This window comes from Altererythrobacter sp. B11, assembly GCF_003569745.1.
Taxonomy (GTDB): domain Bacteria; phylum Pseudomonadota; class Alphaproteobacteria; order Sphingomonadales; family Sphingomonadaceae; genus Croceibacterium_C.
The window spans coordinates 1743772-1757347 of the sequence record NZ_AP018498.1; the positions used below are offsets into that span (position 1 = coordinate 1743772).

12 protein-coding genes are annotated in these 13576 nt (G+C 66.4%); 2 read left to right on the forward strand and 10 right to left on the reverse strand.

Annotated features, from left to right (window positions below):
• Window position 1: 1 nt before the first annotated feature.
• Window positions 2–892 (reverse strand): SDR family oxidoreductase, encoded by an 891-nt coding sequence (locus AEB_RS08410; RefSeq protein ID WP_119082789.1) that lies wholly within the window; start codon window positions 890–892, stop codon window positions 2–4.
• Between the two features lie 232 nt (window positions 893–1124).
• On the opposite strand from AEB_RS08410, the gene AEB_RS08415 reads away from it, so the two are divergent.
• Together AEB_RS08415 and AEB_RS08420 are read left to right on the forward strand one after the other, a co-directional pair.
• Complete coding sequence (locus AEB_RS08415) at window positions 1125–1592, forward strand: MarR family winged helix-turn-helix transcriptional regulator (protein WP_172593032.1); 468 nt, start codon at window positions 1125–1127, stop codon at window positions 1590–1592.
• Window positions 1593–1669: 77 nt separating this feature from the next.
• Window positions 1670–2389, forward strand: coding sequence for a glutathione S-transferase family protein (locus AEB_RS08420; RefSeq protein WP_119082791.1), 720 nt, complete (start codon window positions 1670–1672; stop codon window positions 2387–2389).
• Window positions 2390–2402: 13 nt separating this feature from the next.
• On the opposite strand, the gene AEB_RS08425 is transcribed toward AEB_RS08420, so the two are convergent.
• The 9 genes from AEB_RS08425 to AEB_RS08465 all read right to left on the reverse strand — a co-directional run bounded on the left by AEB_RS08425 (window position 2403) and on the right by AEB_RS08465 (window position 13389).
• Window positions 2403–2921, reverse strand: coding sequence for a septal ring lytic transglycosylase RlpA family protein (locus AEB_RS08425; RefSeq protein WP_231958962.1), 519 nt, complete (start codon window positions 2919–2921; stop codon window positions 2403–2405).
• A gap of 726 nt (window positions 2922–3647) precedes the next feature.
• Window positions 3648–4865 carry an argininosuccinate synthase gene (locus AEB_RS08430; protein WP_119082792.1) on the reverse strand — a complete coding sequence of 406 codons (1218 nt, stop codon included), beginning with the start codon at window positions 4863–4865 and terminating at the stop codon, window positions 3648–3650.
• 71 nt (window positions 4866–4936) lie between these two features.
• Window positions 4937–6286: an MATE family efflux transporter gene (locus AEB_RS08435; protein ID WP_231958963.1), complete on the reverse strand. Its 1350-nt coding sequence runs from the start codon at window positions 6284–6286 to the stop codon at window positions 4937–4939.
• A 35-nt stretch (window positions 6287–6321) separates the two neighbouring features.
• Window positions 6322–7584 (reverse strand): SAM-dependent methyltransferase, encoded by a 1263-nt coding sequence (locus tag AEB_RS08440; RefSeq protein ID WP_119082793.1) that lies wholly within the window; start codon window positions 7582–7584, stop codon window positions 6322–6324.
• Window positions 7585–7617: 33 nt separating this feature from the next.
• Window positions 7618–8358, reverse strand: coding sequence for a molybdopterin-dependent oxidoreductase (locus AEB_RS08445; RefSeq protein ID WP_172593033.1), 741 nt, complete (start codon window positions 8356–8358; stop codon window positions 7618–7620).
• On the reverse strand, window positions 8345–9019 hold the full coding sequence (locus AEB_RS08450; RefSeq protein WP_119082795.1) for a cytochrome b/b6 domain-containing protein: 675 nt from the start codon (window positions 9017–9019) through the stop codon (window positions 8345–8347). Before AEB_RS08450 ends, AEB_RS08445 begins: the two co-directional genes overlap by 14 nt.
• The gene (locus AEB_RS08455) at window positions 9016–9780 is read right to left on the reverse strand and encodes an SDR family oxidoreductase (protein ID WP_119082796.1); all 765 of its coding nucleotides are present in this window, start codon (window positions 9778–9780) and stop codon (window positions 9016–9018) included. Before AEB_RS08455 ends, AEB_RS08450 begins: the two co-directional genes overlap by 4 nt.
• Window positions 9781–9835: 55 nt before the next feature.
• Window positions 9836–11287: an ATP-binding protein gene (locus tag AEB_RS08460; protein ID WP_119082797.1), complete on the reverse strand. Its 1452-nt coding sequence runs from the start codon at window positions 11285–11287 to the stop codon at window positions 9836–9838.
• Between the two features lie 74 nt (window positions 11288–11361).
• Window positions 11362–13389: an NAD(+) synthase gene (locus AEB_RS08465; protein ID WP_231958981.1), complete on the reverse strand. Its 2028-nt coding sequence runs from the start codon at window positions 13387–13389 to the stop codon at window positions 11362–11364.
• Between the last annotated feature and the right edge of the window lie 187 nt (window positions 13390–13576).

The following is a 13576-nucleotide window of genomic DNA, read 5'->3' on the forward strand; positions in this document are numbered from 1 at the left end:
ATCAGGACTCGCCGCCAAGCGCGTCGGCCATGGCCTTGGCCTCCGCCGTCATGCGCGCGCGTCGTTCTTCGCTGGCGGCGCGGCGTTCGTCGAGTTCGAAGTCCGTGGGAAAGGCAGCCAGCATATCGTTGAAATAGGACGCCACCTCTTCGCGGAACTCGCCGTGCGGGAAGATGTAGGGGCGGTTGTGGGCAATCGCCTCAGCTACCGTCTCCCCCAGCTCGAAGGGGTCCATGCCCCCTTCGATCGTCTCGCGCCGCTCATCCGCCGCATCGCCTTCATGCGCCTGGCGATAGAGGTCGCCCGCGGTCATCGCGCGCGTTTTCACCATGCCGGGGCACAGCACCGACACGCCGATGCCGTGCGGCGCGAGCGCAAGCCGCAGCGAATCGCTGAGCCCGCGCACCGCGAATTTCGATGCGGCATAGACGCCGGCAAAGGCCGGCACCGGGATCATCCCCGCCATGGAGGAGGTGTTGACCACATGGCCGCCTTCGCCATGCGCCTTCATGCCGGGCAGGAACTCCACAAGGCCGGCCACCGTGCCGCCGATGTTTACGCCAAGGACGTAGTCCCAATCCTCGTAGCCCGCCTCGTCTATCGGATTGCGCTGGCTCACGCCGACATTGTTGGCCAACACATGCACATTGCCGAACATCCGCTCCGTCTCGCGCGCAGCCTCCCGCATCGCGGCGCGATCGGACACGTCCAAGCGGATGCAATGCAGGCGGTTCGTGCCGGAAAGCGCGGCGCGGGCTTCCTGCAGATGGCTTTCGAGCAGGTCGGCCACCACTACGTTCATTCCGCGGCCGAGCAGCGCACGGGCCATGCCCAGGCCAATCCCGCTGCCACCGCCGGTGATGAACGCCGTCTTCCCGCGAAATTCGCGCATATCCCTCTCCCGTTTTCTCCCCCTTTGCGGGGCTTGTTCGCATCGCGCCCTAGCGTTCCCCGGAAGGATTGATAGAAGCGCGGCTTCGGTGGGAGTTAGAACACAAAAACCTTTTTGACACCATCAAAAATATGGGTCAGATCGACGCCTGTTGCCGGGGGTAAAGTTGAGTACATCGAAATCCATGGACGCATCACCGAAGGTACCGGAAGGCGAGAATCGACCCCGGCGCATGACCACGGAACGGTCCGGCCCGCTGGCCGGCCTCGTGACCATGCGCATGATTATCCTGTTCGGCCTGTTGCGGCGGAGCGGGGTACTGGCGCAGCGCCGCCAGTTTGATCTTTCGGAAATCGAATGGCGCATCATGACGCAGGTGGGCCAGTTCGCGCCGCTTTCGCTGAACGGACTGGCCGAATTGCTGCTGCAGGATCGTGGTCAACTGAGCCGCGCGGTGAAGGCCATGGTGGAGCGGGGGCTGCTCTCTCGCGAACGGAAGCCGGGGGGGCCGGAGATCGAGATCGATCTCACCGACAAGGGACGCGATGTCTATGCCCGGATGGTGGAGCGCGTGGTGGAGCGGGACCGGCAACTGACCGACGGCATCCCCGAAAGCGACATCGCCGTGTTGTGGCGGGTGATCGACACTATGGTCGAGCGTGCGGACGAGATGATGGAGGCGGAGCGCAATCTCGGCTGAACTTCCGGAATTGTGCATTTCTTCTCGACTTTTTGATTTAGTCAAATAGGTATGATCCCAACAGGAGGGGACATGCCATGCTTGCAATCTATCACTTCGGCCCGGTGGCGAACTCGCTCACTCCGTTGCTCTGCGCGCTGGAGAAAGGTCTGGAGTTCGAGAACCGCTTTCTCGACAGCCGCCGGTGGGAGCATCACGAGCCTGCCTTTCAGGCGCTGAGCCCGGAAGGCATGGTGCCCATCGTGGTGCACGACGGGCGCGTGGTGCGCGAAAGCACGGTAATCAACGAATATCTCGACACCGTTTTTCCCGAGCTGCCGCTGCGCCCGGCGGACCCATGGCTGTGCGCCGAAATGCGCGTCCTGACCAAATACGTGGACGAGTATTTCTGCCCGGCGCTCACGGTGATCGGCGCGCATGGCGCCACGCCCTTCGCCTCGCAGATCGACAAGCAGGAGATGCAGGGCATCCTCGCCCGCATGCCCAATGACGAAGTGCGCAAGAAGTGGGAAACCGTGTCCGCCACCGGCTATTCGGACGAGGAGCTTGCCGACGCGCGGCGCCGCCTGCGCAACTGCATCGCCCGCGCCGAGCGGCAGCTGGCGCATGGCGAGGACTGGCTGCTCGGCAGCTTCTACTCGCTGGCCGACATCAAATGGTATTCCATGGCGCCGGCACTGCCGCGGGTCATGCCCGATGACTGCAACGAGGAGGAAGCGCCGGCGCTCTCCGCTTGGCTCGCCCGCATGAAGGCGCGGCCGGCGGTTCGGGCGCTGGAGAATTATCGCGGGCGCTGAGCGCCCGGCTGCCTCAGCTGGAGATCAGTGCGAGACGGACGGTACCGTGGCCCGAAGCCACCAGGCCAACCTGCTCTGCCGCGGCGCGGGACAGATCGATCATGCGATCGCGCGAGAACGGCCCGCGATCGTTGATCCGCACCACCACCGAACGGCCATTGTCAGGGTTGGTGACTCGAACCTTGCTGCCGAAGGGCAGGGTACGGTGCGCGGCGGTGAAATCCTGCGGATCAAAGGCTTCGCCGCTGGCCGTCGGCCGGCCGGCAAAGCGCTTGCCGTAATAGGAAGCAACACCGCTGCCGAGATCGGCGAGCTCCTGCGCAGCCCCATCCTCGTCAAGTGCCAGCGCGGTATCTGCGGCGGCAGCGAGATCGGCGGTGGGCGCTTCGCCCGGAACGAAGCGCGGCAGATCGTTGGGGACCACCTCGGCCACGGGGGCGGGAACCGCCCCGGCATCGGCTGCGTTCACAGCAGCGAAGGATCCGCCCATGGCCAGCATGGCGAGCGCGATAAGCGCGGCGCGTTTGCTCATAACCCAAAACTCCCGTCCACTGGGTTGGGCGGCGATACAGGAGGGGGCAGGGCGCGGCCACCCGTCTGGAGTCTGCTGATCCCGCGACTCTCTCGACTCGTCCCGAACAGGTAAGGTTGTGTTGATAGTCGCGGCCTCACGCGGGTCGTGGGGGAGCGCTGAGGCTTCGCTGCTGTCTAGGGCTAACGAAAGAGATATGGGGCCAGCCTTGCGGCTGACCCCATTCTCACCGGCGTGGCCCCGAAAGGCGCTGTCGCCCGGCGGCTCGCCTCCGCCGCAGCGGTGGCTCGGTCGCCGGCGCTCGCGCCGGCGCCGGTCCCGTCAGCGGCCGGGTATGGCCAAAGGCCTTTCCCTTGCCGCCGGCGGTTCCGAGACCGGGCTGCACCGCAAATGCCGGGATCGCGCCTGTGTGGCCGAAGCCGCGCAGAGGGATCGGCAGGTGCTGCCAGCCCGATCTTCCGGCTGCGCGCCCGCGACTTCAGGGATGGGCAGCAAAGCTGCCCCACTTCCGCCGCGGCCATCGCCGCCGTCTCGAACGCAAAACCGAACCTTGGAAAACCGGGCCTTTCAGCCCCATCTCCGGGCGGTTCCTGTCCGCTTTCGATATATGGAGAATGCGCCCGCAACCTGAGTCGGGCAATGGCAGCGTCGCCCACTTATCCACTTTCGCCCAGATTGCCAGTGGACAAGAGTGGATAAGTCAACGACCTGCCGAGTTTGCGAAAATTACTTGCCGTCGCGCTGCGCGAGAAGTTTCAATCGCAGCGCGTTGAGCTTGATGAAGCCCTGCGCATCGTGCTGGTCATAGGCGCCCGCGTCGTCCTCGAACGTCACATGGCGTTCCGAATAGAGCGAGTCGGGGCTCTTGCGGCCGACCACGGAGGCGAGGCCCTTGTAGAGCTTCAGCCGCACTGTGCCGTTCACGCGCGCCTGGCTGTGATCGATCGCCGCCTGCAGCATCTCGCGCTCCGGCGCGAACCAGAAGCCGTTGTAGATGAGCTCGGCATATTTCGGCATCAGCTCGTCCTTGAGATGCGCCGCGCCGCGATCGAGCGTGATCTGTTCGATCCCGCGATGCGCGGCGGCATAGATCGTGCCGCCCGGCGTCTCATACATGCCGCGGCTCTTCATGCCGACGAAGCGGTTTTCCACCAGATCGAGCCGGCCGATGCCGTGCTTGCGGCCCAGCTCGTTCAGCGCGGTGAGCAATGTGGCGGGGCTCATCGCTTCGCCGTTCAGGGAGACACCGTCGCCCTTTTCGAAGCCGATCTCGATATATTCCGGCGTGTCAGGCGCGTTTTCCGGGGCGACCGTGCGGGAATAGACATATTCCGGCGTCTCTTCCCACGGGTCTTCCAGCACCTTGCCCTCGGAGGAGGTGTGCAACAGGTTCGCGTCGGTGGAGAAGGGGCTTTCGCCGCGCTTGTCCTTGGGCACGGGGATCTGGTGCTTTTCCGCCCATTCGATCAGCGCGGTACGGCTGGTGAGATCCCATTCGCGCCAGGGGGCGATCACCTTGATACCCGGATCGAGCGCATAGGCGGACAGTTCGAAGCGGACCTGATCGTTGCCCTTGCCGGTGGCGCCGTGGGCGATCGCGTCGGCGCCGGTTTCACGGGCGATTTCGATCAGCCGCTTGGAGATCAGCGGCCGCGCGATCGAGGTGCCGAGCAGGTAATCGCCTTCATAACGCGCATTGGCGCGGAACATCGGGAAGACGAAGTCGCGCACGAATTCCTCGCGCAAATCGTCGATATAGATGTGCTCTTCGGGAACGCCCATCATCTGCGCCTTGGCGCGCGCGGGTTCCAGTTCCTCCCCCTGGCCGAGGTCGGCGGTGAAGGTGACCACCTCGCACTGATAGGTGACCTGCAGCCACTTCAGGATCACACTGGTGTCGAGGCCGCCGGAATAGGCCAGGACGACACGCTTGATATCCGACATCTATAAGGCTCCTGCGGGATTCGTGGCGCGCGGTTAACAGGCCGCGCGGCGCAAGGCCAGCGCTGCGCGCGTCATCGAGCAGCCGCGCTGCGGCGTACGCTGGCGAGCAGGCCCGGCAGATAGGCGCCGAGCGTCCCCGCGCGCAGCACGTAGCTGGCGGAGAAGGCGGCCCATACGCCGAGGTTGCCCCAGGGCCGCAGCGCCAGATCGAGCGCCAGATAGGCGCAGGTCGACACCAGCGCCGCATTGCGCAGCGCGCGGCCGGCGGTGGCGCCGATGAAGATCCCGTCGAGCAGCCAGCTCGGCATGCCGAGCAGGGGGATCAGCGCAGCGAAGGGCAGGAAGGTACTGGCGGCGTTGCGTGCGTCCGGATTGGTGGTGATCGCATTGATCGCCATGTCCCCCACCACCCAGAACAGCAGGGCGAGCGCGGCAGCTCCGAGCAGCGAGAACTCCCCCGTCAGCCGGATCGCGCGGCGAAAGCGCGTTTCGGAGCCGGCCCCGATGGCCTGGCCGATCCGCGATTCGGCCGTGAAGGCAAAGGCATCGAGTACAAAGGCCGCCACGCTGACGAACTGCAGCAGCACGTGGTTCGCCGCCAGCACCACCGCCCCCTGCCGGGCCCCGGCATTGGCGAACCAGATGAACAGGAACAGCAGAGCGACGGTGCGCAGCATCAGGTCGCGGTTGACGGCGAAGAGGCGCGTGAGCGCCGCCCGATCGAACAGCGTGGCCCAACCGAGCCCCCGGATAATCGCCATGGGCCCACGCCCGGCAATCCGTGCGCTGATCGCCAATCCCACGGCCAGCGCGATCCATTCCGCCCCCGCGGTGCCTGTGCCGACCCCGGCAGCGCCCAGGCCCATGCCCCACACGAACAGGATGTCGAGCACGATGTTGGCGAGGTTCACCACCACTTGCAGCGCCAATGCAGCGCGGGTGCGGCCCAGACCCAGCAGCCATCCGTTGATCGCGAAGACGCACAGCGCCGCGGGCGCGCCGAAGAACCGGGCGCTGACATAGCCGGCCGCCTCGTGGCTCACTTCCGCTCCGCCGGAGAGCAGGGTGAAGGCGAGCCAGCTGATCGGCCAGTGCAGCGCCAACAGAGCGGCGCCGATCGCCGCGCCGATCAGCAGCGAGCGCAGCAGCAGCGCCTCCACCTCGCGCCGGTCGCCCGCGCCGTCGGCCTGCGCGGTGAGGCCGGTCATGCCCATGCGCAGGAAGCCGAAGCTCCAGAACACCATGGAAATGATCGTGGCGCCCAGCGCCACCCCGGCCAGCGCCGCCGCATCGCCCGTGCGGCCCACCACGGCAGCATCCACGATGCCGACCAGCGGCACCGAGGCCTGACCGAGCATGATCGGCCAGGCCTGTGCGAAGATCGAGCCGCGGGTCAGCGGCGGGGATGATTCTGCGGCCATGGGCGCCCCCATAGGCGCTGGCGGCTATGCTGTCCTCAGGCGGACGCGCTGCCCGCGGCCATCAGCGCCTTCTCCGCCTCGCCCAGATAGTCCCGCGTGATGGGCAGCGCGTGGCGATCCCGCACATACTGGATCTGGTAATTGCACATGCTGGCATAGGTGAAGGAGGTGGAGGCGCCGGCGAGATAGAAGGTCCACAGGCGGAAGAACCGCTCGTCGAACAGCTCCACGATCTTGTCCTTGTTCGCCATGCAGCGGGCATACCACTCGTCGATGGTCCTGGCGTAGTGCAGCCGCAGCGTCTCGACGTCGGAAGCGATCAGCCGCGCCTTCTCGCTCGCGGCCACGGTCTCGCTCAGCGCGGGAATATAGCCGCCGGGGAAAATCCACTTGTCGGTGAAGGCATCGGTAAAGCTGGGCGAGCCCATGCGCCCGATCGTGTGCAGCAGCATCACGCCATCGTCCGCGAGCAGCCGCGTGCAGGCCCGGAAGAAGGTTTCGTACTGCGGCACGCCGACATGTTCGAACATGCCGACCGACACGATGCGGTCGAAGCGATCGCCGCGATCCGGCAGGAGGCGATAATCGATCAGCTCGAAAGTGACCTTGTCGGCCACGCCCGCCGCTTCCGCGCGCTTGCGGGCGAGGGCCAGCTGCTCCTCGCTCAGCGTGATGCCCAGGACCTCCACCCCGGCGCGCTGGGCGAGGAAGATCGCCATGCCGCCCCAACCGCAGCCGATGTCCAGCACCCGCTGCCCGGGCTTCAGCGCCAGCTTGGCGGCGATATGCGCCAGCTTGGCCTCCTGCGCTTCCTCCAGCGTAGAGACGCCGTCCGCCCAATAGGCGCAGCTATATTGCATATGGTCGCTGTCGAGCATCAGCTGGTACAGCGCATTGCCGATGTCATAGTGATGGGCGACGTTCCGCTTGGAGCTGCCCGGCTTATTGAACGAGCGAAGCAGCGCCTTCAGATGGCTTCCCATCCGCCGCGGCAGGGTGGGATCGCGCAGGTCGCGGCGGTCTTCCCAGCGGTTGTTCGCGCGGGCGAGCGTGACGAGCTGCATGATGTCGCCGCGTTCCATGATGATCCGCCCGTCCATATAGGCTTCACCCGCGCCGAGGCGTGGATCGAGCACGATATCGCGGGCCACCTTGCTATCGGCAAACCGCACGGCAACGTCAGGAAATCCGGGCGCGGGCTCGCCGAAGACGCGCTTGCGTCCATCGGCATAGGTCAGTTCAAGCGTTCCCTTGCGCACCATCCTGGTGAGCAGCCGATCGATCAATGCAGCACTCATGGAAGGCCTGATATAACGACTTGCCGGCCAGCGCTAGGTGCCGGCGTACCACTGATAGCCGGCGCGATCTTCCCAATATCCGCCGTGGCCCTCACCAATGCCGTCGAGGCTCGAAACCACTTCGATTCCAGTGAGATACTTAGCGCTCTTGTAGCCGAGCTGGCGTTCGATGCGGACGCGCAGCGGCGCTCCGTTCGCCACCGGCAGAGGCTCTCCGTTCAGCGAATGGGCCACCACCGTCTGTGGGTGAAGGGCATCCACCATGTCCACGCTTTCGTAATAGGGCGCGCCGCCCAACGTGTCGGCGCAGCGGAACACCACATATTGCGCGGCGGGCTTCACCCCGGCTTCGCGCAGGATCGTGCCGAGCTGCGGGCCGGTCCACTGGCCTATGGCGGACCACCCTTCCACACAGTCGTGGCGGGTGATCTGGGTGCGCTGGGGCAGGGCCTTCAGCGCATCCATGGACAGCGAGAGCTCGCGGTCGACCAGCCCCGTCACCCCCAGGCGCCAGTTCGCGAAGCCTTCCGCCTGTGCCTGCCGATAGGCATCGCTGTCCACATCCGTGCTGCCATTGCCGCGGAAGAAGGGGGAGATGTCGGCGGGGGAATATTCGCGCGCCAGACCGTCACGCCCGCCGAGCCCGCGCTGGGCAAGGCGATGGAGCGTTTCCGCGCCATCGACCACGGAGCCGAACCATTGCGAATCCCCGATCTTCGAACAGCCTGCGGTAAAGGCCGCGGCGAGACCGGCAACGAAGTTACGCCTTTTCATCGACACGCCCTCCGGTGATCATCTCGCGCAGCTGCTTCGCGGGGCCGGACAGCAACACCAGCAGCACATGCACCACGAAGAAGGCGAACAGCAGCCAGGCGCAGATGAAATGGATCGAACGCGCGCTCTGCCGTCCGCCGAGAAGGTCCAGCAGCCAGATCACTGCCGGGTCCATCCCGGGGCTGATCGCCCAGCCGGTAAAGATCATCAGCGGCAGCAGGATGAACAGCACCGCACCGTAGGACGCCTTCTGGAGGAAATTGTATTTGCCGTTTCCGTGATGAAAATCGAAGCGCAGATGCGCGCGGATATCCGCACCGATCGCCGACGGCCGCCATTCGCGGCGGCGGGTCGCGATGTCCCGCCGGAAATGGCCGTTCAGCAGCGCCGCCAGCATGAACAGCAGCAGCGAAAGCGCGAACACCCAGGCGAACACCACGTGCCAGTCCCGCGCGGCGGCAAGGCTGTAATAATCTGGGATCGTCGCCCATCCGGGGAAGCGCGGCACACGCAGCCAGGCGGTGCGCGGATCAAATCCCCAATCGCCCCAATAGAGGTTGCGATGCGCGTTGGAGATATTGAGGCCGGACATGAACAGCAGGATCAGGCTCAGGGCGTTGATCCAGTGCCAGATGCGTGTGCTCAGCGCGTGCCGCTTCATGCCTCTTCCTCCATCCCGCGTGCCAGATACATCACGTCGCGCCTTTGGGACAGCAGGTGTTGTCCGGAATCGACGAACAGCGTCTCACCGCTCGCCAGCGGGCCTGTCGCCAGGAAGAAGGCCGCGTCCGCCACTTCTTCCGCCGTCGTGCGGCGGCGGAGCAGGTTCAAGCGGTGCGAGATCTCCGCTTCTTCGCTCGTCTGGTCGTGGCTCGGGAGGATCGCGCCAGGGGCGAGGGCATAGATCCTGTCCTCAGGCGCGGCAGCCATTGCGAGCATCGGCACCATCGACGCGGCGGCGTTCTTGCTCATCGTGTAGCTGAAGAAATCCGGGTTGGGATTGGCCGTCTTCTGATCGGTAAGCTGGATCACCCGCCGCCCCGCGCGCGATTGCGCGTGGGAGAGGAAGGCGCCGGCCAGTAGCGCGGGGGTCAGGGCGTTGACCTGCATCGCCCGGCGATTGATCCGCACATCGGGGTGGAATGGCTCATCGGGCTCGAACAGCGCGGCGGAATTGACGAGCACACGCCAATCCTCGAGCCGTTCTGCCAGCCCTTGGACCATCTCCTGCGCTGCCGCTCCGTCCGCCAGATCGCAGCGGAGCACTTCCGCGGAAGGTAGGCTATCGGCCAGGCGCTCCGCGGCTTCAGTCGAGCGGTGGCAGTGGAGAACCACATGCCAGCCTGCCGCCCCGAAGCGCGCCGCAATCGCGGCGCCGATCCGCACGGCGGCGCCGGTGACGAGGATGGCGGGGCGGCTCATGCGCCCGCTTTCAGCATATTATTCGTATATGTGAAAGGGTGCCCGGCTCGCGAGATCAGACCGCCGCCGTCGTCAGGTTGAGATGCGGGATGGTGACGGTGCGCCGGCCGCCGAAGTCCGTCCGCACCACCAGCAGCCCCTGCTTTTCGAAATGGTCCAGCAACCGCTGCACGCGGCGCGGCGAGCTGGTGCCATAGATGCGCGCCAGCTCGTCGTCTTCTGGGCAGGGTTCCCCCTCGGCGGCGCTGCGCGCGATGGCGAGGAAGGGAGCCACCACGTCCTCCGGCAGGCTGGAAGCGAGGGCGAGCATGTCGGCGCATTCAGCGCTTTCCGTATCCACGCCGGCTACCGCAATGGCGAAACGCCGGGCGAACTGGCTGGCGTCCAGCGCATTGCCGGGCAGGCCCTTCATCCGGCAGCGAACCGAGAAATCCTGATACAGCGCCGCCTGCGGCTGGAAGGTGCAGCCCTCTTCCCCCGCCATTTCCGCCAGCACCTCGCGCAGCAGCGGTTCGCTGTCCGCCGGGGGTGCGGGTGGCGGAGGGATGTGGCTGGGCTGGGGCGGCGTGAAGGTGGCGATGCGATCCTGCAGCGCGCCGGCGTCCACCACGGGCGTCGGCGGCGGAGGAGGAGGGGGCAGGGCTGCGGCTTCCGCCAGTCCGTCATGCAGCAGCACGCCCATTTCTTCGGCCGAAGCGGTCGGCAGCGGCATCAGTCCGGCCGCGACGGAATTGCCCTTCGTCCGCACCGCACCGATCTTCACCGCCACCGGCCGCCGGCTGATCGCGGGGCCGAGCCCGAGGAAGCGGCCGCGCTCGAGATCGCGGATCCGCTCTGCCTGCCGCCGTTCCATCCCCAGCAAATCGGCCGCGCGCACCATGTCGATATCGAGGAAGGTGCGCCCCATCAGGAAGTTGGAGGCTTCGGCCGCCACGTTCTTGGCGAGCTTGGCCAGGCGCTGCGTGGCGATCACGCCCGCGAGCCCGCGCTTGCGCCCGCGGCACATAAGGTTCGTCATCGCGCCCAGCGACAGGCGGCGCGCTTCCTCGCTCACTTCGCCCGCTGCGGCCGGGGCGAAGAGCTGGGCCTCGTCCACCGTGACCAGCGCCGGATACCAATGTTCGCGCGGCGCATCGAACAGCGCGGCAAGGAAGGTGGCGGCACAGCGCATCTGCCCGTCGATTTCCAGCCCGTCGAGCGCGAGCACCACCGAGGCGCGGTGTTCGCGGATCCGCGTCGCCAGGCGCGTGATCTCGCCATCGGCATAGGCGGCGCCGTCCACCACCACATGGCCGAACTCTTCCCCCAGCGAGACGAAGTCCCCTTCCGGGTCGATCACCACCTGCTGCACCAGCGGCGCGCTTTCTTCCAGCAGGCGCCGCAGCAGATGCGACTTGCCCGAGCCGCTGTTGCCCTGGACGAGCAGGCGTGTCGCGAGGAGTTCCTCGACGTCGATCACCACCGGGGCCCCGCGCTCGTCGGTGCCGATTTCGATTCTGCTGTCCACGATGGGGCTCGTCTAGCGGGCGCGGCCGGGCAGCCAAAGCCCGGACGGCGATTTTTCCAGAGGCGGGAGCGGGTTCAGTCCGGCAGGCGGGCCGCCAGCTCCTCCAGCCAGACGTCGGCCACCGCGTCGCTCGGCGCCCGCCAGTCCCCCCGCGGGCTCAGCGCGCCGCCGCTGCTGACCTTCGGGCCGTTGGGTATCGCGCTGCGCTTGAACTGGCTGAAGGCGAAGAAGCGGCGGAGGAAGCTTTCCAGCCAGTGGCGGATGGTCGCCAGATCATAGGCGTTCTTCTTGTGCTCGGGGAATTCGGCCGGCCACAGGCCCGCGTCGGCATCCTTCCAGGCATGCCAAGCAAGGAAGGCCACCTTGGACGGCGTCTGGCCGAAACGCATGATGTGGTGGAGGAAGAAGTCGTTGAGCTCATACGGCCCGATGCGCGCCTCGGTGCTCTGCATCGCCCCGTCCGCATCCGCGGGGACCAGTTCGGGGCTGATTTCCGTATCCAGAATCGCCAGCAGCACTTCGTTGGTGGCCTCGTCGAACTGGCCGGTCTGGGCCGACCAGCGGATCAGATACTGGATCAGCGTCTTGGGCACGCCGGCGTTCACGGCGTAGTGGCTCATCTGGTCGCCCACGCCATAGGTGCACCAGCCCAGCGCCAGTTCGGACAGGTCGCCCGTGCCGACCACGAAGCCGTGATGCTGCCCCGCAAGACGGAAGAGGTAATCGGTGCGCAGGCCCGCCTGCACATTCTCGAAGGTCACATCATAGACCGGCTCCCCCTTGCCGAAGGGATGACCGATGCTTTCGAGCATCTGCGTGGCGGAGGGGCGAATGTCGATTTCCTCGGCCGTGATCCCCATCGCGCGCATCAGGCGCCAGGCGTTGTCCTTTGTCTCGCCCGAGGTGGCGAAGCCCGGCATGGTATAGCCGCGGATCGTGCTGCGCGGCAGTTCGAGCCGGTCGCAGGCCTTGGCCGCCACGATCAGGGCGTGGGTGGAATCGAGCCCCCCCGAAATGCCGATGACAAGGCTGTGGGAGCGGGTCGCCTCGAGCCGGCGCATCAGGCCCTCGACCTGGATGTTGAACGCCTCGTAGCAGTCCTCGTCCAGCTTCTCCGGCCGGTTCGGCACGAAGGGGAAACGGCGGATCGGCCGGGTGAGGCCGATGTCGCCCTGCGCCGGGCAGTGGTTGAAGCGCACCGTGTGGAAGCGGTCTTCCGGCCGGCCCTGCGCCTCGGCGGCGTCGTTGAAGGTCTGCAGCCGCAGTCGGTCTGCCAGGATGCGCGAGCAATCGACATCGACCACGCAGAGTTCGGGCCGCAGGGCGAAGCGTTCGCTTTGCGCCAGTTCGTCGCCCAGTTCGAAGATCATGCCTTGCCCGTCCCAGGCTAGGTCGGTCGTGCTTTCGCCATGGCCCGCGGCGGAATAGACATAGGCGGCGGCCGCGCGCGAGCTTTGGGCGCGGCACAGCAGGCGCCGTTCGTCGGACTTGCCGATCACGATGTTGGAGGCCGACAGATTGGCAAGGATCGTCGCCCCGGCCAGCGCGCCATCGGTGGAGGGGGGCGTGGGCGCCCAGAGATCCTCGCAAATCTCGATGAACAGGCGGAAGCCGGGCAATTGGCTGGAGGCGAAGATCAGATCGGTGCCGAAGGGCACCTCGTCCCCCGCGATGGCGATCGTGCCGCCGCGGATGTTTCGGCCGTGGGCGAACCAGCGCTTCTCGTAGAACTCGCGGTAATTGGGCAAATAGCTCTTGGGCACCACGCCCAGAAGTTGGCCGTTGGCGATGGCCAGCGCGCAATTGTAGAGCCGGCCGTTGTGGCGCAGCGGCGCCCCGATCAGCATCACCGGGGAGAGGCCGCTGCTGGCCGCCACGATGCCCGCTACTTCGGCCTCCACCGCCTGCAGCAGTGCGTCCTGCATCACCAGATCGTCCAGTGCATAGGAGGAGAGGCACAGTTCGGGGAAGACGAGCAGATCGACATGCGCGGCATGGGCGCGCTGCGCCTCTTCCACGATGGCACGCGCGTTATAGGCGACATCGGCGGTGCGCACGCGCGGCGTGCTGGTGGCGACGCGCACGAAGCCGTGGGCATGCATGTCGTAGAAGGGATGATCGCGCTCGCTCAAGGATCCTGTACCTTTCCATTCTTCGGCCCCCGTCTCGTCGGCCAAGGGGGCGCCGGCCGGCTCCAACCAGTCAGCGGGCGTGCAGATGCCGAGCTCGGCCAGTCGCCGCTGGGTTGGGGGGCGGGGAATCTTCCCCCGCGCTTCCCAGCCATAGACG

What these genes read in the sequence shown, in the direction of transcription:
- AEB_RS08410 (WP_119082789.1), bottom strand. Translation starts at nt 892, where the DNA reads ATGCGCGAATTTCGCGGGAAGACGGCGTTCATCACCGGCGGTGGCAGC.
- AEB_RS08415 (WP_172593032.1), top strand. Translation starts at nt 1,125, where the DNA reads ATGACCACGGAACGGTCCGGCCCGCTGGCCGGCCTCGTGACCATGCGC.
- AEB_RS08420 (WP_119082791.1), top strand. Translation starts at nt 1,670, where the DNA reads ATGCTTGCAATCTATCACTTCGGCCCGGTGGCGAACTCGCTCACTCCG.
- AEB_RS08425 (WP_231958962.1), bottom strand. Translation starts at nt 2,921, where the DNA reads ATGAGCAAACGCGCCGCGCTTATCGCGCTCGCCATGCTGGCCATGGGC.
- AEB_RS08430 (WP_119082792.1), bottom strand. Translation starts at nt 4,865, where the DNA reads ATGTCGGATATCAAGCGTGTCGTCCTGGCCTATTCCGGCGGCCTCGAC.
- AEB_RS08435 (WP_231958963.1), bottom strand. Translation starts at nt 6,286, where the DNA reads ATGGCCGCAGAATCATCCCCGCCGCTGACCCGCGGCTCGATCTTCGCA.
- AEB_RS08440 (WP_119082793.1), bottom strand. Translation starts at nt 7,584, where the DNA reads ATGAGTGCTGCATTGATCGATCGGCTGCTCACCAGGATGGTGCGCAAG.
- AEB_RS08445 (WP_172593033.1), bottom strand. Translation starts at nt 8,358, where the DNA reads ATGAAAAGGCGTAACTTCGTTGCCGGTCTCGCCGCGGCCTTTACCGCA.
- AEB_RS08450 (WP_119082795.1), bottom strand. Translation starts at nt 9,019, where the DNA reads ATGAAGCGGCACGCGCTGAGCACACGCATCTGGCACTGGATCAACGCC.
- AEB_RS08455 (WP_119082796.1), bottom strand. Translation starts at nt 9,780, where the DNA reads ATGAGCCGCCCCGCCATCCTCGTCACCGGCGCCGCCGTGCGGATCGGC.
- AEB_RS08465 (WP_231958981.1), bottom strand. Translation starts at nt 13,389, where the DNA reads ATGCATGCCCACGGCTTCGTGCGCGTCGCCACCAGCACGCCGCGCGTG.